General features: G+C 69.5%; 20 protein-coding genes and 2 tRNA genes. 8 read left to right on the top strand and 14 right to left on the bottom strand.

Translation table 11 applies throughout. From position 1 onward, the window contains the following. Positions 1 to 80: 80 nt before the first annotated feature. From IEW13_RS01045 to IEW13_RS01020, 6 genes are all read right to left on the bottom strand, one after another. Entirely contained in the window at positions 81 to 1,064 is a 984-nt protein-coding gene (locus tag IEW13_RS01045; RefSeq protein ID WP_188549219.1) for an NAD(P)H-dependent glycerol-3-phosphate dehydrogenase, read from the bottom strand. A gap of 155 nt (positions 1,065 to 1,219) precedes the next feature. Continuing rightward, entirely contained in the window at positions 1,220 to 2,059 is an 840-nt protein-coding gene (locus IEW13_RS01040) for a lysophospholipid acyltransferase family protein (protein ID WP_188549060.1), read from the bottom strand. Continuing rightward, on the bottom strand, positions 2,056 to 3,375 hold the full coding sequence (gene murA, locus IEW13_RS01035) for a UDP-N-acetylglucosamine 1-carboxyvinyltransferase (protein WP_188549059.1): 1,320 nt from the start codon (positions 3,373 to 3,375) through the stop codon (positions 2,056 to 2,058). Before murA ends, IEW13_RS01040 begins: the two co-directional genes overlap by 4 nt. A gap of 281 nt (positions 3,376 to 3,656) precedes the next feature. Then, entirely contained in the window at positions 3,657 to 4,814 is a 1,158-nt protein-coding gene (gene solA, locus IEW13_RS01030; protein ID WP_188549058.1) for an N-methyl-L-tryptophan oxidase, read from the bottom strand. A gap of 79 nt (positions 4,815 to 4,893) precedes the next feature. Continuing rightward, positions 4,894 to 7,443 (bottom strand): FAD-dependent oxidoreductase, encoded by a 2,550-nt coding sequence (locus IEW13_RS01025; RefSeq protein WP_188549057.1) that lies wholly within the window; start codon positions 7,441 to 7,443, stop codon positions 4,894 to 4,896. A gap of 190 nt (positions 7,444 to 7,633) precedes the next feature. Next, a complete protein-coding gene (locus tag IEW13_RS01020) occupies positions 7,634 to 8,440 on the bottom strand; it encodes an IclR family transcriptional regulator (RefSeq protein WP_229744841.1) in 807 nt (268 codons plus the stop codon). Between the two features lie 145 nt (positions 8,441 to 8,585). On the opposite strand from IEW13_RS01020, the gene IEW13_RS01015 reads away from it, so the two are divergent. From IEW13_RS01015 to IEW13_RS01005, 3 genes are all read left to right on the top strand, one after another. After that, on the top strand, positions 8,586 to 8,930 hold the full coding sequence (locus IEW13_RS01015; protein ID WP_188549056.1) for a bifunctional 3-phenylpropionate/cinnamic acid dioxygenase ferredoxin subunit: 345 nt from the start codon (positions 8,586 to 8,588) through the stop codon (positions 8,928 to 8,930). Beyond that, the gene (locus IEW13_RS01010) at positions 8,927 to 10,174 is read left to right on the top strand and encodes an FAD-dependent oxidoreductase (protein WP_188549055.1); all 1,248 of its coding nucleotides are present in this window, start codon (positions 8,927 to 8,929) and stop codon (positions 10,172 to 10,174) included. Before IEW13_RS01015 ends, IEW13_RS01010 begins: the two co-directional genes overlap by 4 nt. Positions 10,175 to 10,261: 87 nt before the next feature. After that, complete coding sequence (locus IEW13_RS01005) at positions 10,262 to 11,395, top strand: aromatic ring-hydroxylating oxygenase subunit alpha (RefSeq protein ID WP_188549054.1); 1,134 nt, start codon at positions 10,262 to 10,264, stop codon at positions 11,393 to 11,395. A gap of 167 nt (positions 11,396 to 11,562) precedes the next feature. On the opposite strand, the gene leuD is transcribed toward IEW13_RS01005, so the two are convergent. Together leuD and leuC are read right to left on the bottom strand one after the other, a co-directional pair. Further along, positions 11,563 to 12,162 carry a 3-isopropylmalate dehydratase small subunit gene (gene leuD / locus IEW13_RS01000; protein WP_188549053.1) on the bottom strand — a complete coding sequence of 200 codons (600 nt, stop codon included), beginning with the start codon at positions 12,160 to 12,162 and terminating at the stop codon, positions 11,563 to 11,565. 3 nt (positions 12,163 to 12,165) lie between these two features. Continuing rightward, a complete protein-coding gene (leuC, locus tag IEW13_RS00995) occupies positions 12,166 to 13,635 on the bottom strand; it encodes a 3-isopropylmalate dehydratase large subunit (RefSeq protein WP_188549052.1) in 1,470 nt (489 codons plus the stop codon). A 155-nt stretch (positions 13,636 to 13,790) separates the two neighbouring features. Between leuC and IEW13_RS00990 the strand changes: the two genes are divergently transcribed. Beyond that, a complete protein-coding gene (locus tag IEW13_RS00990; protein WP_188549051.1) occupies positions 13,791 to 14,504 on the top strand; it encodes an IclR family transcriptional regulator in 714 nt (237 codons plus the stop codon). Positions 14,505 to 14,594: 90 nt separating this feature from the next. On the opposite strand, the gene IEW13_RS00985 is transcribed toward IEW13_RS00990, so the two are convergent. The 4 genes from IEW13_RS00985 to IEW13_RS00970 form a co-directional block, all read right to left on the bottom strand. Then, positions 14,595 to 14,667: transfer RNA gene (locus IEW13_RS00985), tRNA-Glu, on the bottom strand. Positions 14,668 to 14,767: 100 nt separating this feature from the next. Next, positions 14,768 to 14,839: transfer RNA gene (locus tag IEW13_RS00980), tRNA-Gln, on the bottom strand. A gap of 236 nt (positions 14,840 to 15,075) precedes the next feature. Further along, entirely contained in the window at positions 15,076 to 16,548 is a 1,473-nt protein-coding gene (gene gltX, locus IEW13_RS00975) for a glutamate--tRNA ligase (protein ID WP_188549050.1), read from the bottom strand. Between the two features lie 46 nt (positions 16,549 to 16,594). Next, positions 16,595 to 17,404 carry a fumarylacetoacetate hydrolase family protein gene (locus IEW13_RS00970; RefSeq protein WP_188549049.1) on the bottom strand — a complete coding sequence of 270 codons (810 nt, stop codon included), beginning with the start codon at positions 17,402 to 17,404 and terminating at the stop codon, positions 16,595 to 16,597. Positions 17,405 to 17,487: 83 nt separating this feature from the next. Between IEW13_RS00970 and IEW13_RS00965 the strand changes: the two genes are divergently transcribed. Further along, positions 17,488 to 18,402, top strand: coding sequence for a 3-methyladenine DNA glycosylase (locus tag IEW13_RS00965; RefSeq protein ID WP_188549048.1), 915 nt, complete (start codon positions 17,488 to 17,490; stop codon positions 18,400 to 18,402). On the opposite strand, the gene IEW13_RS00960 is transcribed toward IEW13_RS00965, so the two are convergent. Beyond that, positions 18,356 to 19,351 carry a LysE/ArgO family amino acid transporter gene (locus IEW13_RS00960; protein ID WP_188549047.1) on the bottom strand — a complete coding sequence of 332 codons (996 nt, stop codon included), beginning with the start codon at positions 19,349 to 19,351 and terminating at the stop codon, positions 18,356 to 18,358. The two genes, IEW13_RS00965 and IEW13_RS00960, sit on opposite strands and share 47 nt — an antisense overlap. A 471-nt stretch (positions 19,352 to 19,822) precedes the next feature. On the opposite strand from IEW13_RS00960, the gene IEW13_RS00955 reads away from it, so the two are divergent. After that, positions 19,823 to 20,758, top strand: a complete 936-nt coding sequence (locus IEW13_RS00955) for an ArgP/LysG family DNA-binding transcriptional regulator (RefSeq protein ID WP_188549046.1) — start codon at positions 19,823 to 19,825, stop codon at positions 20,756 to 20,758. Between the two features lie 252 nt (positions 20,759 to 21,010). Here IEW13_RS00955 and thyX read toward each other — a convergent pair whose 3' ends face one another. Continuing rightward, positions 21,011 to 21,796, bottom strand: coding sequence for an FAD-dependent thymidylate synthase (thyX, locus tag IEW13_RS00950; RefSeq protein WP_188549045.1), 786 nt, complete (start codon positions 21,794 to 21,796; stop codon positions 21,011 to 21,013). Between the two features lie 445 nt (positions 21,797 to 22,241). Here thyX and IEW13_RS00945 point away from each other — a divergent pair, with 445 nt between their 5' ends. Next, entirely contained in the window at positions 22,242 to 22,625 is a 384-nt protein-coding gene (locus tag IEW13_RS00945; protein WP_188549044.1) for an NIPSNAP family protein, read from the top strand. After that, positions 22,622 to 23,986, top strand: coding sequence for an NAD(P)H-dependent oxidoreductase (locus IEW13_RS00940; protein ID WP_188549043.1), 1,365 nt, complete (start codon positions 22,622 to 22,624; stop codon positions 23,984 to 23,986). Before IEW13_RS00945 ends, IEW13_RS00940 begins: the two co-directional genes overlap by 4 nt. The last annotated feature ends 1 nt before the right edge of the window (position 23,987 follow it).

Raw genomic sequence — 23,987 nt, 5'->3', positions numbered from 1 at the left:
CCTCCCTCTCCGGCACCGTCGAAGGCACCGGTCATCGAGTCACTGGCGGGTCGTCCAGGCAGTCTACCGGCCCCGCCGGATCACTGGTGCTCCGACTTCAGCTTCCTGGACAGCAGCCCCGCGGGCAGCTCCGCCACCGGCAGGCGCCCGTCGAGGACATTGACGACGGCCTCGGTGATGGGCAGGTCGATGCCCAGCTCCTCCCCCAGCGCCAGGATCGCCGCGCAGGACTTCACGCCCTCGGCGGTCTGCTTCGTCTGCCGCACCACCTCGTCCAGGCTCAGGCCCTGGCCCAGCAGCTCTCCGACCGTGCGGTTGCGGGACAGCGGCGAGGCGCAGGTGGCGACCAGGTCGCCCAGGCCGGCCAGCCCGGCCAGGGTCTGCTGCCGCCCGCCGGCCGCGAGCGCGAGCCGGGTCGTCTCCGCCAGGCCGCGGGTGATGATGGACGCCTTGGAGTTGTCGCCGAGCCCCAGACCGGAGGCCATGCCGACGGCCAGGGCGATGACGTTCTTCACCGCACCGCCGAACTCCACGCCGATGACGTCCTCATTCGTGTAAGGGCGGAAATACGCGTTCGCAGTCAACCCGGCCACGGCCTCCGCGGTCGGCAGGGAGCTGGCGGCCACCACGGTGGCGGTGGGCTGCCGGCCGGCGATCTCGATGGCGAGGTTCGGTCCCGAGACCACCGCGATCCGCTCCGAGGGCCAGCCCAGCTCGCTCGCGATGACCTGGCTCATCCGCAGGCCGGTGCTGCGTTCGATGCCTTTCATGAGACTGATGAGCACGGCACCGGCGGGCATCAGCTCGCGCCAGGCGGCGAGGTTGTCGCGCAGGCTCTGAGCCGGCACCGCCAGGACGACGAACGCCGCGCCGCGAAGCGCCTCAGCCGGGTCCGTGGTGGCCCGCACCGCCGTCGGCAGCCGCAGCTCGCCGAGGTAGTCGGGGTTGCGGTGCTGCTCGTTGATCGCCCGGGCCACCTCCTCGCGGCGGCTCCACAGCATGACCGGGGTACCGGCATCGGCGACCACCTGCGCGAATGTGGTCCCCCAGCTGCCCGAGCCCATCACGGCGACCGCCGGCTGCTGGCCCGCGGTGCCGCCGGGACCGCGCTCGCCCTCGGCGGAATGCTCGGCCGCCGATGATCCCGCGGCGGACGGCTCGGCGGACGGCTCAGTGGCGGCCAGAGGCACGGAGGGAGCCGAGGATTGAGGCCTGGCGCTCATCGTCGTTCTCCCTCGTCCTCGGTGCCAGATCCCTCAGGCGCGTCCCCGGCCGCGCGGGCGGACGCGTCGCTGATGTCCGCAGGCGACGCTGGTGCCTCACCGGATCCGAACCGCGCGGGTACGTCCTCGTTGCGCAGCGTCGCCAGTTCCACGGCGATGGCGCGCAGGATGCGCTCATTGGCGACCCGCAGGGTCTCCGGCGTGATCGCCTCGGCGCCGGTCCCTAGGTCACTGAGGTCCACCGGGGGCCCGGTGCGCACCCGCACGTGCTCGCCCGGGCGCGGGGTGGGCAGCTTCTTCGGGTACTGCAGCACCTCGTGCGCGCCCCAGTGGGCCAGCGGGATCACGGGCGCGCCGGTCTCCATGGCCAGCCGTGCGGTGCCGCTCTTGACCCGGCCGGGCCACAGCTCGGGATCCTTCGTCAGCGTGCCTTCGGGGTAGATGACCACGACCTCCCCGCGCTGGATCGCCTCGCGGGCGTGCAGCAGGGCCAGTGAGGCGTCCTCCGAGCCGCGGACCACCGGTATCTGCCCGACCGTGCGCATCACCGTGCCCAGGGCGCCGTTGAACAGGGAGTCCTTGGCGAGGAAATGGGGCAGCCGGCCGCGCTCCCACACGTGCAGACCCACGATCACCGGGTCGATGTAGCTGGCGTGATAGGCGGCGACGATGGCCGGGCCCTCGGTGGGGATGTGATCGGGAACGGCGTAGGAGCGGCCGGTCAGGCCCCGGGTGACGGGTTTGAGGAGGTTCGCGACCACGGCCCCCCAGCGTCCCTGGGAGCGCTCGGCGGCGCTCAGCTTCATCCGGCGGGGCCTGCCGTTCGTCCCGCTCATGCGATCTCGAACCTCGCGCCCAGGCCGGCCAGCTTGTCCATGAAGTTCTCGTAGCCGCGGTTGATGATCCCGATGCCCTCCACCCGGGAGGTGCCCTCCGCGGCGAGCGCGGCGATCACGTGGCTGAAGCCGCCGCGCAGGTCCGGGACGGTGAAGTCCGTGCCGCGCAGTTTGGCCGGGCCGGCGACGACCGCGGAGTGCCGGAAGTTGCGGCGTCCGAACCGGCAGGGGGTCCCGCCCAGGCACTCGCGGTAGACCTGGATGGTGGCACCCATGCGGATGAGCGCGTCGGTGAAGCCGAACCGGTTCTCGTAGACCGTCTCGTGCACGATGGACAGCCCCTCGGCCTGGGTGAGCGCGACGACGAGCGGCTGCTGCCAGTCGGTCATGTATCCCGGGTGCACGTCGGTTTCCAGCACGAGGGACGTCAGGGCGGTCCCGGGGTGGGAGAACTCGATGCCGGTCTCGGTCACCTCGAAGCGGCCGCCGCACTTCCGGAAGGTGTTCAGGTACGTGATCATGTCCTGCTGGCGGGCGCCTTCCACCATGATCGACCCCTTGGTCGCCAGCGCCGCGGACGCCCAGGAGGCCGCCTCGATGCGGTCGGGCAGAGCCCGGTGGACATAGCCGTCGAGCCGGTCCACGCCCTCGATCCGGATCACCCGGTCGGTGTCCACCGTGATGATGGCGCCCATCTTCTGCAGCACCGCGATCAGATCCATGATCTCCGGCTCTGTGGCCGCGCCCTTGAGCTCGGTGACGCCCTCGGAGAGGGTGGCCGTCAGCAGCACCTGCTCGGTGGCGCCGACCGACGGGTAGGGCAGTTCCACCTTGGTGCCGCGCAGTCGTTGCGGGGCACTGAGCCGGATCCCGCCGGCGGTCTTGTCGACCTGGGCGCCGAAGGCACGCAGCACGTCCAGGTGGAAGTTGATCGGGCGGTCGCCGATGCGGCACCCGCCCAGGTCCGGGATGAACGCCTCGCCCAGCCGGTGCAGGAGCGGACCGCAGAAGAGGATCGGGATGCGGCTGGAGCCGGCGTGGGCGTCGATGTCGGAGACCCGGGCGAGCTCGACTTTCGCGGGGTCGAGGGTCAGCTGGCCGTCGGGCAGGTCGCCGTCGGGCTGCTGGGTGATCTGCACGCCGTGCAGATTCAGCAGACCGGTGACGACCTCGACGTCGCGGATGGCGGGGACGCCGCGCAGCACGCTCGGGCCGGAGCCGAGGAGTGCGGCGACCATGGCTTTCGGCACGAGGTTCTTGGCACCGCGCACGCGGACCGTGCCCGACAGCGGGACACCGCCATCGACTTTCAGCATTGACGCTCCTTGGATCGGTCAGTGACTGTTCGATGCTACCGAAGATTTCTGACCGTCCCGCACGCTCGATTTCCGGCCCTCCCGCACGCCCGGGAAGCCCACATCCCCCGCTGACGCGCTCGCGCCGCCTACCGCCGAAAACCCACTTCGGTCTCGAATCGCCACCGCAGATCAGCCACGGGAATTCGAAACAGCCGTGGGATTCCCGGGAAGTACCCGGCCACGCGGATGCCAGCCCTCCGCGAGGCCGGCAGATCAACCGGCCTCGCGGCCGGATGCAGCTAGACGCCCTGGAGGGCAGCGCGCCGCGGATCGAACAGCTCGATGGGCAGTCCGGTGCGCCCGGTGGTCGCCAGGTCGGCCAGGATCTCCCCCACCACCGGCACGAATTTGAACCCGTGGCCGCTGAACCCGCACGCCACGCTGACCTGCGGGTGCGCGGGATGGGGGCCGATGACGAAGTGCTCGTCCGGGGTCACCGAGTACAGGCACGTCTTGGCCTGCACCACCGGACCGCTCAGGTGCGGGAAGAGCTGACGGGCCCGGACCTGCATCGCGGCGTTCTCCTCCTGGTACACCTGACGGTCGATGGTGCGGGCCGTGGTCGGGGTGCCGCGCCGGAAGAACCCGAGTTTGAAACCGCCCTCGGGCCCGTCGGTCATGGGGAAGCCGTAGATCTGCTCGTTGCCGTGCGTCTCCTCGACATAGACCGGATGCCGCTCCTGCGACCAGGACTCGTAGGGGACGGCGGAGAAGTCCGGCGTGAACCAGTGGAAGACCATCCGCTGGATGGACAGGGGCAGGCCGAGGTCGGCGAGGACTTCCGGGGCCCAGGGGCCCGGCGTGATGACGAGGCGGTCCGCCCCGTAGCGGCCCTGCGTGGTGACCACCTCGACGCCGCCGCCCACGGCGCCCCACCAGGTGACCGGCTCGCTAAATCGCAGCACGGCGCCCTTGGCGGCGGCGAGTTCGGCGTTGGCGATGGTGGTCTCCTCCGGGCGCACGTAGCCGGCGTTCTCCTCATACAGGCCGAGCGCATCGTCTTCCGGATCCATGGTGGGGAACCGCTGGCGGATCTCGTCCGCGGTGAGCACCTCGTGCGGCAAGCCGTGCTCCTGAGCGGCGGCGCGGCTGCCGGCGAAGACCTGGTTGCGCTCATCGCCCAGGTAGATGCCGCCGCACAGCGTGACGATGTCCCGGCCGGATTCCTCCTGCAGCGCGTGCCAGCCCTCGTAGGCGCGGCGCAGCAGCGGCACATAGGCGGGATGCTCGAAGTACGACTGCCGGATGATGCGGCTCCCGCCATGCGCGGCTCCCTGGTCGTGGCCGGGCTGGAAGGTCTCCAGCCCCAGCACCCGCACGCCGCGGCCGGCGAGGGCGTGTGCTGCGGCGCCGCCCATCGACCCCAGCCCCAGGACGATCACCTCGTAGTGCTCCACTCGCATTCCTTCCCTTGCGTTCAGATTCCCGGGCGGGGCCGTGCATCGCACCCCCGCAGTCCGAAGGCATGCGTAGCGATCATGCCGGGATCCGCGCCGCCTGGGGTCGCATCCGCGCGCCCTCCGGGTCGAAGACCGGTTCCCCGGCGACGTGCGCCGGCAGGCGGGAGCCCAGGTATTCGATCTGCACGGCCGTGCCGGGAGCCGAGAGCTGCGGCGGCAGCCAGGCGTAGGCGATCGAGGTGCCGGTCGTGTACCCCTGATCGGCACTGGTCACGTATCCGGACGGTTCCGCCGGCTCACTACCCGCGCTGGCCAACTCGCCGCCATCGGCGTAGACCGGCTCGTGCCCGAGCACCACGGCGGCCGGATCGTCCAGCAGCAGGCAGACCAGCCGGCGCCGCACGGGGGCGGTCAGGGCGGCATCGGCGGCCGGGGAGTGCCCTTCTCGCACGGCGAAGCCGAGGCCGGCTTCCGCTGGGGTGTCCTCCCGGGTGAGGTCGGCACCCCACATCCGGTAGCCCTTCTCCAGCCGCATGCTCTCGAAGGCGCGCCTGCCGGCGGCGACGAGCCCATGCTCCCGGCCGGCCTGCCACAGCGCATCCCACAGCGCCCGGCCGAACTCCGCCGGCGTATAGAGTTCCCAGCCGTGCTCACCGACGTAGCTGAGCCGCTGGGCCAGCACCGGCAGGCCGGCCAGGCGCATCTGCCGGGCCTGGTAGAAGCCGAAGCCGGTGTCCTGCCGGTCCTCGGCGGCCAGGACGTCGAGGATCGCCGCTGCCTTCGGTCCCCACAGCCCCAGGCCGCAGGCCCCGGAGGAGACCACCCGGACGCTCAGATGCCCGGGTAGCCGCTCCCGCAGCCAGGCGGTGTCCAGGGGCCCGTTGACCCCGAGCTGGAGTTCCTCCTCCCCGAGGCGGGTGACCGTGACGTCGGAAAGGACGCCCCCGTTGCGATCTAGGAGCAGGGCGTAGACGATCCTGCCCGGCCTGCCCACGGGCCTGCTCAGCAGCCGCGAGAGCGCCTCGGTAGCCCCGTCCCCCGCGACCTGGACCCGCATGAGCGAGGAGATGTCGAACAGCCCGGCACGGGCCCGTGCCGCCCTGGCCTCAGCCGCGGCAATGGGGCTCCAGTGCCGCCCGGCCCAGGCGTCGCGAACGGGATACGGGCCGGCCCGTAGCAGTTCCGCATCCTGCAGGAGGCCAGCGTTCGCCTCGTACCACAGCGGCCGCTCCCAGCCGCCGGCCTCGGCGAAGACGGCGCCCAGCGCGGCCTGGCGGTCGTGGAACGGCGGGGTGCGCATGCCCCTCATCCGCGCGGTCGAGGCGCGGGGGTGCACGATGTCGTAGACCTCGTCATAGGCTTCCTCGCCGCGCTGCCGGGTGAGGCCCGCGCTGACCACGGCCGGGTCGAACCGGTTCAGGTCGAGGCCGTGGGTGTCGATGCCGGGCTCGTCGCGGACGATCCAGTCGGCCATCACCTGCGCCACTCCGGCCGATTGCGTCACCCACACGGCCTGCGCCGACCAGAGCCCCGCGGTGCCCGGCACCGGCCCCAGCAGCGGACCGCCGTCGGGGGTGAAGGAGAAGATGCCGTTGAACGCCCGGGAGGCATCCAGCCGGGCCTCGCGCAGCTCCGGCAGCAGCCGCTGTGCTTCCCGCCAGGTGGGCGCGAAGTCCTCCGGGGTGAAGGGGTGAACGGCCGGGTGGATTCCGGTCGCGGCGAACTCGTCCGGGCCGGCGATGCCCTCCGGCTGCACCGGGATCGGGCGGTGCTCATAGGCGCCGATGGCGATCCGGTCGCCCCATTCGCGCAGGTACATGGCGTGGTCCTGGTGGCGCAGCATGGGGCGGCGCACCTCCTCCGCCTCGCCGATGCCGCTCAGCGCCGGCAGGGGCTCGCTGAAGCCGAAACCGTGCTCCATCGGCTGCATGGGCAGCTCCACGCCCAGCAGCTCGCGCGTCAGACCCGGACCCCACAGGCCCGCGCAGGCGATCACCACATCGGCGTCGATGATCTCGCTTCGCCGGTCATCCGGTGGCCCTGACCGGACCGGGACCACCTCGACGCCGGTCACGCGGCCGTGCGCGGTGCGCAGCCCCACCGCACGGGTGCTCCCCACGATCCGGGCGCCCCCGTCCGCGGCGCGGCGCGCCTGCCACTCGACCGCGCGCACGCCTTTGACCACCGCGTCGGTGGGGGTGAAGAACCCGCCCAGGACGGGGCCGGGGTCCAGGCCGGGCCAGAGCCTGGCCGCTTCCTCGGCGTCGACCAGCCGGGACGGGATGCCCCAGGAGGAGGCGAGGCCGTGCCTGCGGCGCAGCTCCCGCAGCCGTTCGGGTGTGGTCGCGATTTCCAGGCCGCCGGTGCGGCGCGCCACCCAGCTGCCGTCGGGCAGCGTGCGGCCGTCCAGTTTCGCCAGGGTCCGCTGGGCCAGCAGGCTCATGGTGCGGCTGGGGGTGGTCTGGAAGACGAATCCGGGGGCGTGGGAGCTGGATCCGCCGGTGACGTAGAGCGGGCCCTGATCGATCACGGTGACCCGCGCCATCCCCCGCAGCACGAGTTCATCGGCGAGGGCGGCGCCGACTACCCCCAGCCCTATGACGACGATGCGTGGCTGTGCTCCCATGCGGCCGCTCCTTGCCGGGCGTCACTCGAGACGCCGATACTGTTGCGTGATACAGAACGCAACTGTGCATGATGCAACGAGCGTACGGAAGCCGTGCCGACGAGCACAAGGGATCCGGCGGAACTGTTTACCGGGACGTAACGCCGGCAGCCCGCCGCGCGGCACGCAGCAGGCACCGAGGATCTGGCCCTCAGTGCGCTGCGGACTCCGGTCGCAGGTATCCCGAACGAGCGCCCAGGTCATCGGCGCCCTCACGCAGGGCCGCGACGACATCCTCGAAACCCGATTCGGGCAGGCGATAGCTGGGGGCGGTGACGGAGAGAGCCGCGATCACCGCGCCACCGGCGCCGCGCACCGGGACGGCCACGGCGTTCGTGCCCTCCTCCCACTCCGCGACCGCGGTGGCCCAGCCACGCTCACGGACGCGTTCGAGTTCCGCGGCCAGCTGCGCGGGCTCCACGATCGTCGAGGCGGTGAACCTCTCCAGCGGCGCGGTCAGGACCCGCTGCTGCTCGCTCAGGCCGGCGTGCGCCAGCAGGAGCTTGCCGGTGGAGGTCGCGTGCAGGGGCACGCGCTGACCCACGTACTGTCGGGCCACGCCGATCATCTGGTCCCCGGAGGCCTGCGTGATGGTGACCGCCGCATCGGCGTCGAAGATGGACACGTTCATGGTCTCGTTCAGCCGGCCGGCCATCTCGTCGCAGCAGGCCTGCGCATCGCGAGTGAGGTCGCTGCGAGCGGTGAGCGCCCCGGCCATCCGCAGCACGCCCAGACCGAGCCGGTAGTCCCCGCGCACATCGACCTGCTCGACGAGGTTGCGCGCCTCCAGCGTGGCCAGCAGGCGGAACGCGGTGGACCGGTGCACACCGAGCTCCCGGGAGACCTCGCTGACACCCATGGCGGGCTGCTCGCTCAGGAGTTCCAGGATGCGCGCCGCCCGGTCGACCGACTGCACCAGCCCTGGTTCCATCGGGCGTTCGGTGCGCTCGCGGTCCATCGACGGCCTCCTCAACGTGTTTCGCTCAGGTGAAATCCTCCCACAAACCGCCAGACCCCCTTGACGAACCCCCTGTGAGCGGGATCACAATTGTTGTGTATCACGAACACTGTTGCACTATCAGCAACACTCGCGGGAGGCCCCCATGCGGAGAGTCTGCGCACTGAACGATCTGGAGCCCGGTGAGGGATTGCGGATCGACGACACCAGCCCGCCCATCGCCGTCTTCCTCACGGAGGAGGGCACCGTCCACGCGATCGACGACACGTGCACGCATCAAGATGCCTCACTCGCCGCCGGCTGGGTGGAGGACTGCCGGGTGGAATGCCCTCTCCACGCGAGCGCCTTCTCCCTGCTGACCGGAGAGGCGGACCAGCCGCCGGCGCGCCGCCCCGTGCGGGTGCACCGCGCGGAGGTCCACGATGGCGAGGTCTGGGTCGAAGTCTCCACCGCGGCGCCGAACCTCCCGCCGGGGGTGACCCTGCCATGACCGCGTCCATTCCCGGCAGCGTGCTGATCGTCGGCGCCGGCCTGGCCGGGTTCCAGCTCGCGGCGACGCTGCGGCGGAGCGGATACGACGGCGAAATCGAGATCCTCGGCGCCGAACCGCATCGCCCCTATGACCGCCCGCCGCTCAGCAAGGAGTTCCTGACCGGCACGATGAGCGCCCACGATCTGGGGCTGGACGATCCGGGAGCACCGCTCCAGGCGCGGTGGTCGCTCGGCGCACCTGCAGCGGCCCTGGATCCGGCCACGCTGACGGTGCGCACCTCCACCGGCGCGACCCACCGCGCCGAGGCCGTCGTCCTGGCCACCGGCTGCACACCGCGAATTCCCGCTGGCATGGGTCCTGCCGGCGCGGATTCCGTCGGCGGGGGCGCTGCCGGCCTGCCGGAGGGCGCCTTCGTCCTCGGTTGCCTGGACGACGCCGTGGCCCTGCGTCAGGCTCGGGTCGCCGGGGCCCGCGTGGCGGTGCTCGGCGGCGGCTTCATCGCCCTCGAAGCTGCCGCCACCGCCGTCGCGCGGCAAGCGGCCGAAGTCACCCTCGTCGCGCCGGAGTCACTTCCCCTGGCCGGCCGCATCGGCGCTGAGGCGGCGCATGCGCTGCGGGAGCTGCACCTGCGTCACGGTGTCCGGTTCGCCCCGCCCGCCCGCGTCCACGGCCTGAGCGCCGATGCCGGCGGGCGATTGCGCGCGGTCCGGCTGCAGCACGCCGATGGAGCGAGAGCCGAGCTGCGCGCGGACATCGCGATCTGCGGACTCGGCGCCGCCCCCACCACCGGCTGGCTCGCCGGGACCGGCCTGGCCTTCGACGGCGCCGGGCGCATCCTGTGCGACGCGGCCGGCCGCACCTCGCTTCCCGGAGTCTGGGCCGCCGGGGACTGCGCGAACTGGGAACCATCGGGCCCGGTACCGGTGCCGCGGCCGGCGGGCGGGCACTGGCAGGACGCCGTCGATCACGCCACCGTCATCGGCGCCGCCCTCCTGGGTTCCGGGCCGCCGGCGCTGCCGCCACCGTATTTCTGGTCGGAACAGCACGGCGTCCGGCTCCAGGCCGCCGGCCACCTCATCGGCCACCCCCGCCTGAGCGCCGGCGGCATCGAGACCGCGGACCTCCTCCTCGTCTACGAACTGGACGGACAGGAGACCGGGATCCTCGGGATGGACCGGCCGCGCGAGGTCACCCGGTGGCGCCGGGGCCGCGCGCGCCGGCCCGCCGTCGTCGCCGCCTGAGGGCCCGCTGCATCTGGCGGCGGTCTCCGGCGGCCCGGCGGGGGGCACGACACCTCATCCGCTTCACATCCACCGCAAGGAGCACCCATGATCATCGATCAGCTCGAGGCCCCGCTCTCCGGTTCGCTCATGCCGACCCTGCCGGGGCACTCCTACACAGACCCCGACCTGTTCGCCCTGGAGCAGGAGAAGATCTTCGAGCAGATGTGGAACTGCGTCCTGCGCGCGGACGAACTCACCGCGCCCGGCGACTGGCGGGTGGTCACCGTCGGGCGGGAGCGCATCATCGTCACCCGGAACCGGCGCCGGCAGCTGCGCGCGTACTACAACGTGTGCCGGCACCGCGGGATGCGCGTGTGCACAGAAGACGCCGGCAATGCGCGCACCCTGCAATGCGGGTACCACGCCTGGACCTACGATCTGGACGGCACGCTCATCGCCGCGCCCAATCTGACCAAGATGCCCGATGTCGACCGTGAGTCCTACGGGTTGCGGAAGGTCGCCGTGCGCGAATGGCTCGGCTACGTGTGGCTGTGCCTCGCAGAGGACCCGCCGTCGTTCGAGGAGACGGTCCTGGGCGAGGTCTCCGACCGGATGGGCACCACCCACAGCATCGACAGCTACGGCATCGACGGGCTCAAGGTCGGCAAGCGCATCTCCTACGATGTTCAGGCCAATTGGAAGCTCATCATCGAGAACTTCATGGAGTGCTACCACTGCGCGACGATCCACCCTGAGCTGACCGAGGTCATCCCGGAGTTCGCCGAAGGGTGGGCCTCCCAGGCCGGCGAGAAGATCCACGGCGCGGCGTTCGGCGAGGAGGTGCGGGGATTCACGGTGGACGGCTCGGCGGGGGTGTCCACGCTGCCGACGATCGCGCCGGACCAGGACCGCAAGTACTATGCCATCACGGTCCGGCCCCAGGTGTTCATCAACATGGTCCCGGACCATGTGATCTGGCACCGGATGACGCCGGTCTCGGAGTCGCGCACGCTGGTCGAGTGCGACTGGCTCTTCCTGCCGGAGGTGGTCGACGCCGGAACGGACGTCTCACGCTCGGTGGAGCTGTTCCACCGCGTCAACGAGCAGGACTTCGACGCCTGCGAGAAGACCCAGCCGGCGATGTCCTCGCGCTCCTATGCCGGCGGCGGGGCGCTGGTGCCCAGCGAGCACCACATCGCCGGATTCCACGCCTGGGTGCAGGAGGTCCTGGGCGGCTGAGCCCTCCGGCCGCGGGCGCGACCCGGGATCGTCCTGGGCGCGGGCCGCGCGGCTGGGTGCGCCGGACCGCGCTCCGCCTGCCCTCCCACGGACGGCTCGGGGCCAGTCGCTCTCCGGAGCCGCGCCGCCGTCAGCGCCGCGCCGGCCGTGTGGTACTGCGTCTCGGGCTAGGTGCGGGCCGGCAGGGTGGTGGGCCGCCAGGACTCGCGCCGGGCCTCGTAGGCGGTGATGTCCTCCTCGTGCCGCAGGGTGAGCCCGATGTCGTCCAGGCCTTCCATCAGCCGCCACCGGGTGTAGTCGTCGATCTCGAAGGGCACCGTGACGGTGTCGCACCGCACGGTCCTGGTCTCCAGGTCCACGGTCACCTCGGTTCCGGGCTGGTTCTCCAGGATCTTCCAGATTAGCTCGATGTCGGCCTGCTCCACGACGCCGGCCACGAGGCCCTGCTTGCCGGAGTTGCCGCGGAAGATGTCACCGAAGCGGGCCGCCAGCACCGCGCGGAACCCGAAGTCCTTGAGCGCCCAGACCGCGTGCTCGCGGGAGGATCCGGTGCCGAAGTCCGGTCCGGCCACCAGGACCGAGCCCCGGGAGTACGGCTCCCGGTTGAGCACGAACTCCTCGTCCTGCCGCCAGCCGGCGAACAGCGCATCGTCGAATCCGGTCTTGGAGACCCGCTTCAGGTACACCGCCGGGATGATCTGATCGGTGTCGACGTTGCTGCGCCGCAGCGGAACGCCGATGCCGGTGTGCGTGATGACCTTCTCCATGGCTTACGCGCTCCTCCGCTCGATGGTGACATCCGGCTGGGCCGGACCGCCGATTTCCGTCGGCTCGGCCGGTGGCAGGTCCGCCGGGGAGGACAGCTTGCCGCGCACCGCCGTGGCAGCCGCCACCACCGGCGAGACGAGGTGCGTGCGGCCGCCTTTGCCCTGGCGTCCCTCGAAGTTGCGGTTCGAGGTGGAGGCGCACCGCTCGCCGGGGGCAAGCTGGTCGGGGTTCATGCCCAGGCACATCGAGCAGCCTGCGAAACGCCATTCGGCGCCGAACTCCTCGAACACGTGGTGCAGGCCCTCCGCCTCCGCCTGGAGCCGGACCCTCGCGGAACCGGGGACGACCATGACGCGCACGCCATCGGCCTTCTTCCGGCCCTTGATGATGGACGCGAAGGCGCGCAGGTCCTCGATCCGGCTGTTGGTGCACGAGCCCATGAAGACCGTGTCGACCTCGATCTCCTTCAGCGGCGTGCCGGGGGTCAGGTCCATGTACTTCAGGGCGTTCTCCGCCGCGACGCGGTCGGTCTCGTCCTCGAAGTCCTGGGGGTCCGGCACGCGCGCGGAGAGCGGCAGGCCCTGCCCCGGGTTGGTGCCCCAGGTGACGAAGGGCTCGATGTCCTCAGCCTGGAGCACGACCTCGGCGTCGAATACGGCATCGTCGTCGGTGCGCAGCGTCTTCCAGTACTCCACCGCCGAGTCCCAGTCCGCTCCGGTGGGCGCATGCGGGCGGCCCTTGACGTACTCGAACGTCGTCTCGTCCGGGGCGATCATCCCGGCACGGGCGCCGGCCTCGATGGACATGTTGCAGATCGTCATCCGGCCGTCCATGGACAGCTGCTCGATCGCCTTGCCGCGGTACTCCAGCACATAGCCCTGCCCGCCGCCGGTGCCGATCTTCGCGATGATCGCCAGGATGATGTCCTTGGCCGTCGAGCCTTCAGGCAGATCGCCCTCGATGGTGATCGCCATGGTCTTGAAGGGCTTCAGGCTCAGGGTCTGGGTGGCCATGACGTGCTCGACCTCGGAGGTCCCGATGCCGAAGGCCAGAGCGCCGAAGGCACCGTGGGTCGAGGTGTGCGAATCGCCGCAGACGACCGTCATGCCGGGCTGGGTCAGGCCCAGCTGCGGACCGACGACGTGGACGATGCCCTGCTCCGCATCGCCGAGCGAGTGCAGCCGGACACCGAACTCCTCCGCGTTCTTGCGCAGTGTCTCGATCTGCGTCCGGGAGGTGAGGTCCGCGATCGGCTTGAAGATGTCGGCCGTCGGCGTGTTGTGGTCCTCGGTGGCGATGGTCAGGTCCGGCCGGCGGAGCTTGCGGCCGGCCAGGCGCAGTCCCTCGAACGCCTGAGGCGAGGTCACCTCGTGCAGGAGGTGGAGGTCGATGTAGATCGTGTCCGGCTCATTGCCGCCCCCGGAACGCACGACGTGCGCGTCCCAGACCTTCTCGGCCAGGGTCTTGCCCATGGTCCCTCCCTCGCTCGGGTCCGGCCGGGCGTGCAGCGTCCGCTTCGTGAGCGGGCACGGCCGGCCGGGATGCTTGTCCTTGGCATCCGATTCTAAAGAGGCCGTCTTGATATCTGGTGTTGCATCTCAATTATCAAGACTGCAAGATGGAGGGCATGACTTCTGGCAGCGGCGTAGGCGTGATCGACAAAGCCTCCCTCGTTCTCTCCGCCCTCGAAGCGGGTCCGGCTAACCTCGCGGAGCTGGTGGCCGGCACCGGCCTGGCTCGTCCGACGGCGCATCGCCTGGCGGTGGCACTGGAGTATCACCGGCTGGTCAGCCGCGATCTCCAGGGCCGCTTCGTGCTGGGTCCGCGACTGGGAGAGCTTTCCTCCGCGGCGGGCGAGGACCGGCTGCTCGCGGCCGCGGGCCCGGTGCTGGCCAGATTGCGGGACCGCACCGGTGAGAGCGCCCAGCTCTACCGTCGGCAGGGCGAGGGGCGCCTTTGCGTGGCCGCCGCCGAGCGGCCGGTGGGCCTGCGCGACTACGTGCCGGTGGGAGCAACCCTGAGCATGCAGGCCGGCTCCGCCGCGCAGGTGCTGCTGGCCTGGGAGGAACCCGACCGGTTGCATTCGGGCCTGCGCGGCGCCCGCTTCTCCGCCACGGTCCTCTCCGGCGTGCGCCGTCGGGGCTGGGCACAGAGCGTCGCCGAGCGTGAGCCTGGCGTGGCCTCGGTGTCCGCTCCGGTACGGGGGCCGTCCAATCGCGTGGTGGCGGCCGTGTCGATCTCCGGCCCGGTGGAACGCCTGACCCGGCAGCCCGGTCGCCTGCACGCTCCTGCGGTGGTGGAGGCCGCCCGGACGTTGAGCGAAGCCCTGGCCAAGAGCTGACCCGAAAGCCGTGACCCCGATTCCGGGCTTGCAGGCTGAGGCGAAATGCAAGAAGACCCGCGGATTCCTCCACGGGTCTTCTTCGTTCGGTACCCCCGAGCAGATTCGAACTGCCGTTTCCGCCTTGAGAGGGCGGCGTCCTAGGCCCCTAGACGACGGGGGCGGGTTCCTGCCGGAACAACCCTGGCTACCTTACCCGCTGCGCGGGAGATGTCCAAATCAGTTCCGGTTTCATCCGGCGGTCAAGAACGACCGTCGATGAGCTGGGGTACCTGGACTCGAACCAAGACTAAGTGAACCAGAATCACTCGTGCTGCCAATTACACCATACCCCACCACTGCAGCCCCGAAGCGGCGATCTGAGATCGGCTCCGGCGCGCGGCCTCGACCGAGTTTACCCGGCGGCCGCGGCGAGTGCAAAACGCGGCGGCCAGGCTTCCGCACCACTGGAACGGGCCTGTTCCAGGCTGCTGGGACGGGCCCGTTCCAGGAAAGACAGGGCACCGCCGCGCTCCAACCGCGAGGCCAGCGGATCCGGAAGGTCGGGGCACCATGGGAACCGGGCGGCGGATCAGTTCCCCAGGGCTGCGCGCAGCGCCCGGAGCCGGGCGAGCGTGGACTCCTTGCCGAGGATCTCCATCGACTCGAACAGCGGCGGGGAGACACGGCGTCCGGAAACCCCCACCCGCAGCGGCCCGAATGCCAGCCGGGGCTTGATTCCCAGCCCGTCCACCAGGGTGCCCGTGAGCACGTCCTGGAGCCGGCCGGCATCGAACTCCTCCAGCGGCTCCAGCACGTCGAGTGCGGCATCCAGGACCTGCGGGGCATCGGCCTTCAGGGTCTTGAGCCCGTCCTCGGTCAACTCCAGGTCCTCATCGGCAGTGAACAGGAAGCCGATGAGCCCGGGCGCCTCGCCCAGGAGGTTCACACGGGTCTGGATGAGCGGGGCAGCCTGATCCAGCACGGCTTTCTGAGCAGGGGTCGGCTCCTCGTCGACGAGGCCTGCGGCCGCCAGATAGGGCACCAGGCGGGAGGTGAAATCGCTCACGTCCAGGGCCCGGATGTGATCGGCGTTGATGGCGGTGGCCTTCTTCTCGTCGAACCGCGCCGGGTTGGGGTTGACGTCCCTGATGTCGAACGCCTCGACGAACTCCTGCACGGAGAACACATCGCGCTCCGGGCCGATCGACCAGCCCAGCAGCGCCAGGTAGTTGATGAGCCCCTCGGGGATGAACCCGTTGTCCCGGTGCAGGAAGAGGTTCGACTGGGGATCGCGCTTGGAGAGCTTCTTGTTGCCCTCCCCCATCACGTATGGCAGATGCCCGAACTCCGGGATCTGCTTGGCCACGCCGATGTCCTCCAGCGCGCGGTAGAGCGCGATCTGGCGCGGCGTCGAGGAGAGCAGGTCTTCTCCGCGCAGGACGTGCGTGATCTCCATGAGAGCGTCGTCCACCGGGTTCACCAGCGTGTAGAGCGGCTGCCCGTTGGCGCGGACCACCACGTAGTCCGAGACCGCACCGGCCTTGAAGGTGATCTCGCCACGGACCAGATCGGTGAAGACGATGTCCTCATCAGGCATCCGCAGCCGCAGCACCGGCTCGCGGCCTTCCGCGCGGAACGCCGCCTTCTGCTCCTCGGTGAGCTCCCGGTCGTAGTTGTCGTAACCGAGCTTGGGGTCCCGTCCAGCTGCCCGATGCCGCTCCTCCACCTCTTCCGGGGTGCTGAAGGACTCGTAGATGTGACCGGCCTGCAGCAGCTTGGCGATCACCTCGCGGTAGATCTCACCCCGCTCCGACTGCCGGTAGGGCCCGTGCGGGCCGCCGACCTCGACGCCCTCGTCCCAGTCCAGGCCAAGCCAGCGCAGCGCCTCGACGACCTGCGCGTAGCTCTCCTCGGAGTCACGGGCGGCGTCGGTGTCCTCGATCCGGAAGACGAAGGTGCCGCCGGTGTGCCGGGCGTAGGCCCAGTTGAACAGCGCGGTGCGCACCAGCCCCACATGCGGGGTGCCGGTGGGCGAGGGACAGAATCGGACTCGGACGGTCACGAGGTGCTCTTCCTTTGGTCGTGGTTGATGCTGGGGCGCCGGAGGGTCAGGCTTCCATGACGGGGTTCGCCAGGACGCCGATGCCCTCCACCGAGACACGCACCTGGTCCCCGGCGTCGATCCGGCCGACGCCGGCGGGGGTGCCGGTGAGGATCACATCGCCGGGAAGCAGGGTGATGGTCTCGGAGATGTGAGCGATGAGCTCGGGGATGTCGAAGACGAAGTCCTCGGTGGTGCCGTCCTGGCGAAGTTCCCCGTTCACCCAGCTGCGAACCGCCAGGTCGCGGGTGTCCAGCTCCGTCTCGATCCACGGCCCCAGCGGGCAGGAGGTGTCGAAGCCCTTGGCGCGGGACCACTGACCGTCGCTGCGCTGGATGTCCCGGAGGGTCACGTCGTTGGCGCAGGTGTAGCCGAGGATGTGCTCGCGGGCCTTCTCCGCGGGCACGCCCTTGGCGATCTTGCCGATGACGACGGCCAGCTCGGCCTCGTAAGAGACCTCATCGCTGACCGCTGGCAGGCGGATCGGATCGCCGGGGCCGATGACGGCGGTGTTCGGCTTGAAGAAGGTGAGGGGACTCGGCGGCACTTCGCCGCCCATCTCCTTGGCGTGATCGGCGAAGTTCTTACCCACACCCACAACCTTGGAGCGGGGAATGATGGGCGAGAGCAGCCGGACGTCCGCCAGCGGGATTCTCTCACCGGTGGACTGGGTGGGCTGGAAGAAGGGGTCCCCGGATAGGACGGCCAGCTGCAGACCTGAGAGGTCCAGCTCGCCGTCGGGGCCCGGCTCGGGGAGGTCGCCCTCCACGACGCCGTAGGCGGGATCCTCACCGGAGATGAAACGGGCGATGCGCATGGCATCGAGTCTAACGCGCGGTGAGAGGCATCAGGCTGGCTGCCCGGGTGCGGGCGAAGCATGCGTGGCGGCACAATGGAGGGATGCAGGTTCTCCCTCCCGGACAGTGGCGGCCGGCTGCCGAGGCGCATCGGGCGGCAGCCGAGCAGCGCACCGCCGCGCACCGCGAGCGCCGTGCCCGCGGTGAGGCGCATCCCGTCTGGGACTTCCTGTTCACCTACTACCCCTTCTCTCCCGCCAAGCTGGCGCAGTGGCATCCCGGCGCGGGTGTCGCGCTGCTGGAAGCACCGGAGTACGCGGACCGGAAGTTCTACCGCACGGTGGCCACGGAACACGGGCCGGCGGTCACCCTGGACGAGGAGGCGTTCCTGGCTGCTCGCGGCACCGGCCTGGGTTTCACGCTCGAACTGCTGGAACGCACCGCGGCCCGCAGAGCGGAGTTCGGCTGCTTCGGGATGCATGAATGGGCGATGGTCTACCGCACCGGTCCCGATGACGTGCGGCACAGCGCCGCCGGCCTGCGGCTAGGGCACGAGGGGACCGATGAGGTCGTCGAGAGCCACCGCATCAAGTGCTCCCACTTCGACGCCTTCCGGTTCTTCACCCCGGAGGCGGCGCCGCGCAACGAGCTCTCTCCCAGCCGCGAGGGCATGCGGTCCATGGAACAGCCCGGCTGCCTGCACGCCGGGATGGACCTGTACAAATGGGCGATGAAGCTCAGCCCGGCGGCGCCGTCGTCGCTCGTGCTGGACTGCTTCGATCTGGCCTGTGACATCCGCGAGCTGGACATGCGCGCCTCCCCGTATGATCTGCGGGACTGGGGGTTCAAGCCGGTGCCTGTGGAGACCCCTGAAGGGAAGGCCGAGTACGTGGCCGCGCAGCGCGGTTTCAGTGAGCGCGGCCAGGAGCTGCGCGCACGGCTGCGCCAGGCCCTGGCCCCGCTGGGGCGGCTCAGCTCAGAGCGTGCAGCACCAAGCCGCCCGCGAGCGCGAACATGAGCAGGGAGACGCCGCCGTCGATGCAGCGCCAGGCGCGCTGGGAGCGGAAGAACCGGCTCATCCTGCTGGCGGCGAAGACGAGGCTGCTGAACCAGACCGCACTGGCGGCGATGGCGCCCGCCCCGAACCACCAGCGGCCCTCCAGGCCGTAGGAGTTCGCCAGCGTCCCCAGGAGCACGATCACGTCGACGTAGACGTGCGGGTTCAGGTAGGTCAGCGCCAGGAGCGTGAGCACCACGGGCAGCATCGGCGTTCTGACGCGGTCCCGGGTGGCAGTGGTCGTGCCGGAGGCCGGCGCGGTCACGGCGGTGGCCGCACCGCCGCCGGGCACATCGCCGGCCCGGTTCGCACCGTGCGTCCCCTCTGCGGTGAGGACCGCATCGCCGGTGCCGTCAGGAACGACGCCGAAGGCGGGCGCACGTGACGGCGCCTCGCCGCGGTTCGTGCAGGGCGGGGCGCTTTCATGTGCGACCGTCCCATTACTGCCATCGGCGGACGCGGCATCCGCGGCGAGCGGGAGCCGGGGTGTCCCTGCTCCGGTACGGAGAGGACACCCGTTGCCGTCGGAATGCCCGATGCCGGGGGCGGCCCCTGCCGCAGGCGACCGGTCCCCGGGGATTACCGACTGCTCGGTTGCGGCATCGGTGGCCGGTGTGGCATCGGCGGCCGGGAACAGCGCGGAACGGGAGGCGTGGATGCCGTACAGGGTCAGGAAGGCCACGCCAGCCCAGGTCAGTGCCACGGTGAACCATGGAGCGATCCGGTCCAGGTAGGCCACGGCCGCGATCCCGCCGAGGATCAGCAGGACATCGGAGAGCACGCAGATGGCAAGCATCACGCGCAGATGCTGGCGCTTGAGTGCCTGTTTCAGGACGAAGGCGTTCTGCGCGCCGATGGACGCGATGATCCCCAGGCCGGTGATGAAGCCGGTGAGCACGACGGATTGCACGACAGACCTCCTGGCGTCGCTGTGCATGAAGGAAGGACGGGAAGCAGCGAAGCCGGCGGAACCCCGGGGACGGCCCGTCGGGCACGGCCACCGTGAATTGCCAGCCAGGGCGGCTGTCCCGATGCCTCAGCACCCCGCGCCGGGCGACTCGCTGCGTATGTGTTCAGGCTAGTGAGGTCAGCGATACCACGTCCAGCTAAATATTCTTCAGTATCATTAGAAAAGCTGTTGTCAGCGTCGACTCGGGCAGATATGACCCAATCTGCAGGACCACGTCGGCCCGCATCAGGGCTGCCGACGGTTCCATACCGGTGCGAACCAGCCGCAGGGTCACGACTGCCCGCGTCCAAGGCTGGCGAGGGTTGTGCGGGTACGAGCCGGCCCACAGGACGATGACGACCCCGCATCAGGGCTGCCGACGGTCGCGCGCGGGCACCCGCCGGTAGCCATGACACACCGAGAGGAGCGCCGATGGATGTCGACGCCGGTCAGCTGCGGACGCTGGCGGCCGTGATCGACCACGGCACGTTCGACGCCGCGGCCGCCGAGCTGGGGATCAGCCCGTCTGCGGTGAGCCAGCGGATGAAGGCGCTGGAATCAGAGGTCGGCGCGGTACTGCTGGTGCGCAGCAAACCGCTGCGGCCGACTCCGGCGGGAGAGGTCGTGCTGCGGATGGCGCGGCAGTTCGCGCTGCTGAGCCAGGAGACCGAGACCGCGCTGAGTCAGGCGCTGGGCACGGTCGGCAGGACCGTCATCTCCCTGGCGGCCAATGCCGACTCCCTCGCCACCTGGCTGATGCCCGCGCTCAGCGACGCCGCGATCAACTCCGGTGTGCTGTTCACCGTTCACCGGGTCGATCAGGCCTTCAGCGCCAGGCTACTGCAGCGCGGGGAGGCGATGGCCGCCGTGACCTCGGATCCGAGGGACATCGCCGGTTGCACGCTCACCCCGCTGGGCGTGATGCGGTACTGGCCCAGGGCGCATCCGGACTTCATCGCCGAGCACTTCGCGGACGGTTTCACCGAGGAGGCCGTGGCCTGGGCGCCGATGCTGAACTTCGATGCGAACGACGAGCTTCAATACGACTACCTGAGCGGGATCTTCGGCCGCAGGCTCCGGCCTCCGGCTCACTTCCTGCCCGAGGCCCGCCAGTTCCATGTGGCGGTGGCGGCGGGAATGGGCTGGTCCCTGGTGCCGAATCAGTTCCTGAACGTGGTCGCCGATGACGATGGCCAGCACCCGCGCGACCTCGCGTTCGAGAAGATCCCGGGTGCCGCGCACATGGACGTCACGCTGTACTGGCACCAGTGGAACCTAGGCGGGGCGGCGCTGGACGAGCTCCGGGCAAGCGTCCAGGCAGCGGCCCGCCACTCGCTGCTCAAGGTGCCACCGGAGCCGGACCAGTGACTACCGGCGGTCCCCTGCGAGGGCCAGGCCACCGCACCTTTCATGACGAGCCGGCAGCCGCACCTTTCGCATCGCGGGCGGACAGACCTCCGCATACCAGCCGAGAGACTGCGCGGCGAGGCCTGAGGAGACCTGCCACAGAGTTTTACGCCGTGCCGCAGGGGCGTAGCGACAGGTGTATGTGCGTGATAACCCTGAGGGGGTCATGCGTCATGCGCGGCGTTTCAGCGCCACCCCTGTCCGCAGGGAGGCTCAGGCCTTGCGCGTTCCCGGGATCCAGGCGCCGTCCTCGACGGTGTAGTCGGCGAAGATGGCGGGCGCCTCGGCGCGCATGATCTCGCCGATCCGGCCGAACACCAGGCGGATCTCCTCCTCCGCACCCGGTGCGGTGCGCATCTCGACGATGTGCCGGAGGGAACGGAGGTTCGCAGTGAGCACGATGCCCGTGCCCAGCCCCTCGGGAGCAAAGCGGCGCATGAAGGAGGTCTTGTGCTTCTTCTCCGAGAACGGCACGCCCTCGGCATCGAGCTGGAAATGCTCAGCCATCCAGCGCTGATGCTCCTCCATCTTCTCCAGCAGCTCCATCGAGCGACGCATCAGCTCTTCGTCCTCACGCGCCCATTCGGGGAACCAGAACGGGATGTCGTCCAGACGCACGAAGCGAAGCGATTCCTGACTGTAGGCGCAGCCGGCGCGGTGACGGATGAGCTCGTGCGTGAGCACGCGCGAGACGTTGTGCAGGATGAAGGAGTAGTTGGCGTGCTCCAGGACCGAGCCGTGCTGGGAGTTGATGACGTTGCCGAGGTAGGAGGCTGAGTCGGTACGCACCCGCGAGACGTTGGGGTTCAGGCCCGGTTCCCAGGAGCGGTAGCACATGCGCCCGGCGAATTCGAGCAGGTCTTCCCCGTCGGGGGAATCGGCCTGCTGGACGCGTTCGGCCCAGGAGGACCCGCCGACCTCGTCCAGATACGCGTTGATCTCGTCCCAATCGATCTGCGGCTTGGCGATCAACTGCACGCTCGGCTCGACCTGTCGCACGGCGCTCCTTCAAGGCTTCGGCTTCGGTGTGTCGGCCCCCGGCATCGGCGGCGCGATCCGCTCAATCCTAACCGACCCGACCACTCGGCGCCGGGCGGCCGAGGAGCGTCCGGCGCAGATCAATCGTGCCGCGCCTGCGCAGCCGAGCCAGGCATCGTCGGTCGTGGGGCAGACTTGCCCGGCCGGCCGGTTGCTGGATGTGCCCGAAATGGTCTCGCGTTGATCGTGACCTCACGGGCAACGTGACCATTCCGGCCACATCGAGGGCGCACCCGCACGACGGGCGGCTGTGCTCTTCTCCGGGAGATCTCTGTCCCGCGCCGCTCGAACCGCAAACATCGACCGGTTGATGTTTCGAGGAATGTTGGCTACCGTCGCATCAAGGGTTCCGCTCTACGGCTCGCAGCCTGGAACCACGCGCGATGTCATTCAAGGAGGAATGCACATGCTGGTTGAACAACGCACGTACGACATCTCACCCGGAATACCACTGAAGGATTTCCTGGACAACTATGAACGCCTTGGACTACCGGCGCAGAAGCGCATACTTGGAGGATTCCTCGGTTACTTCACCACGGAGTTCGGGACGCAGAACCAAGTACGCCACTTCTGGGCGTACAGCGATCTCGAAGACAGACGTCAGAGAAGAGCAGCACTCGCAGCAGATCACGAATGGCAGGCCTGCATTGAGATCGTGCGGCCGATGATCATTCGATGGGACAACAGCATCATGTATCCCACCTCGTTCTCACCGATCCGTCAGCTGCCGGTTCGTGCCGACGACGAAGAGGGAACAATCTTCAACCCCCTCGGTGGAGGTTCACGATGAACCTCCACGCATTGATGCAGCGTCGCTTCGACACGTCGGGGCCTATCCGTGTCGGTGTGATCGGCGCCGGCAAGTTCGCCTCAATGTTCCTCACTCAGGCTGTTAACCAGCCACAGCTTCACATAGTGGGCCTCGCAGATCTCGCGATCGAGCGCGCGGAAGAGTCACTCGCGCGCACCGGATGGTCAGCTGATCGATACGGCCGGCTCCCCCTGAAAGAAGCAAAGAGAACTGGGCGCACAGCAGTCATCGACGACTCGACGGCACTCATCACCGACCCGGACGTAGAGGTCATCGTGGAGGCAACCGGCAACCCTCTCGCCGGCTCCAGCCACGCGCTTGCGGCAATCGAGAATGGCAAGCACGTAGTCATGGTCAACGTGGAAGCCGACTGCATGGTGGGACCTGTCCTGAAAGAAAAGGCCGACGCGGCAGGTGTGGTGTACACGCTCGCGTACGGAGATCAGCCGGCTCTCATTGCGGAGTTGGTCGACTGGTGTCGCACGGTGGGCTATGAAATTGTCGCGGCAGGGAAGGGGACTAAGTATCTCCCCGCCTATGAAACCTCGACCCCCGACACCGTATGGGACCATTACGGCCTTACTCCCGAGCAAGCCGCCCGTGGCGGAATGAATCCGCAGATGTTTAACTCATTCCTTGACGGGACGAAATCGGCGATTGAAATGGCGGCGGTCGCAAACGCCGCTGGCCTCGTCGCTCCGACAAACGGGCTCACGTTCCCGCCGGTCGACGTCGACGATCTCCCGCACACCCTCATCCCCTCCGCAGATGGCGGTGTACTCGAACAGAGCGGCACCGTGGAAGTGGTGTCGAGCCTGCACCGTGACGGCACGCCAGTTGCGCGCGATTTGCGCTGGGGTGTCTATGTAACATTCCGCGCTCAGACGGAATACGCCCGCACCTGCTTCACCGAGTACGGAGTACTCACCGACCCCAGCGGTCAGTATGCATCGCTCTTCCGCCCGTACCACATGATCGGCATGGAGCTCGGCGTGAGCATCGCATCTGCGACTCTGCGGCATGAGGCCACCGGAGCGCCAGCCTCTTATCGGGCCGATGTCGTCGCCGTTGCCAAGAAGGACCTCGCCGTCGGCGAGGTCCTGGACGGCGAAGGCGGCTACACAGTCCGAGGCGTACTGACCACAGCAGAACGTTCCCTCCAGTTCCGTGCCCTTCCTATGGGGCTCGGACACGGCTTGACTGTCACACGCCCAGTGGCGGCCGGTTCCGTCGTCACTTGGGACGACGTGACTCCGCCTGCTGACAGCGCTGCTGTGAGCCTGCGCCGTGAACTCGAGGAACAAGCCAGGGCACGTCTTACAACTGGAGGCTCCGCCTGAT

It is taken from the genome of Sediminivirga luteola (genome assembly GCF_014639315.1).
GTDB classification, from domain to species: Bacteria; Actinomycetota; Actinomycetes; order Actinomycetales; family Brevibacteriaceae; genus Sediminivirga; species Sediminivirga luteola.
The sequence above is the reverse complement of the archived record's forward strand: the minus strand, read 5'-3'. Positions and strand labels throughout refer to the sequence as shown.

Excerpts from the sequence above, each read along its gene's own strand:
- IEW13_RS01025 (WP_188549057.1), bottom strand. The coding sequence starts at position 7,443 with ATGGGAGCACAGCCACGCATCGTCGTCATAGGGCTGGGGGTAGTCGGC.
- IEW13_RS00955 (WP_188549046.1), top strand. The coding sequence starts at position 19,823 with ATGGATGTCGACGCCGGTCAGCTGCGGACGCTGGCGGCCGTGATCGAC.
- IEW13_RS00945 (WP_188549044.1), top strand. The coding sequence starts at position 22,242 with ATGCTGGTTGAACAACGCACGTACGACATCTCACCCGGAATACCACTG.
- IEW13_RS00940 (WP_188549043.1), top strand. The coding sequence starts at position 22,622 with ATGAACCTCCACGCATTGATGCAGCGTCGCTTCGACACGTCGGGGCCT.
- IEW13_RS01015 (WP_188549056.1), top strand. The coding sequence starts at position 8,586 with ATGCGGAGAGTCTGCGCACTGAACGATCTGGAGCCCGGTGAGGGATTG.
- IEW13_RS01010 (WP_188549055.1), top strand. The coding sequence starts at position 8,927 with ATGACCGCGTCCATTCCCGGCAGCGTGCTGATCGTCGGCGCCGGCCTG.
- IEW13_RS01045 (WP_188549219.1), bottom strand. The coding sequence starts at position 1,064 with ATGGGCTCGGGCAGCTGGGGGACCACATTCGCGCAGGTGGTCGCCGAT.
- IEW13_RS01020 (WP_229744841.1), bottom strand. The coding sequence starts at position 8,440 with ATGGACCGCGAGCGCACCGAACGCCCGATGGAACCAGGGCTGGTGCAG.
- IEW13_RS01040 (WP_188549060.1), bottom strand. The coding sequence starts at position 2,059 with ATGAGCGGGACGAACGGCAGGCCCCGCCGGATGAAGCTGAGCGCCGCC.
- IEW13_RS00970 (WP_188549049.1), bottom strand. The coding sequence starts at position 17,404 with ATGCGCATCGCCCGTTTCATCTCCGGTGAGGATCCCGCCTACGGCGTC.
- leuD (WP_188549053.1), bottom strand. The coding sequence starts at position 12,162 with ATGGAGAAGGTCATCACGCACACCGGCATCGGCGTTCCGCTGCGGCGC.
- murA (WP_188549059.1), bottom strand. The coding sequence starts at position 3,375 with ATGCTGAAAGTCGATGGCGGTGTCCCGCTGTCGGGCACGGTCCGCGTG.
- IEW13_RS01005 (WP_188549054.1), top strand. The coding sequence starts at position 10,262 with ATGATCATCGATCAGCTCGAGGCCCCGCTCTCCGGTTCGCTCATGCCG.
- IEW13_RS00965 (WP_188549048.1), top strand. The coding sequence starts at position 17,488 with ATGCAGGTTCTCCCTCCCGGACAGTGGCGGCCGGCTGCCGAGGCGCAT.
- IEW13_RS00990 (WP_188549051.1), top strand. The coding sequence starts at position 13,791 with ATGACTTCTGGCAGCGGCGTAGGCGTGATCGACAAAGCCTCCCTCGTT.
- leuC (WP_188549052.1), bottom strand. The coding sequence starts at position 13,635 with ATGGGCAAGACCCTGGCCGAGAAGGTCTGGGACGCGCACGTCGTGCGT.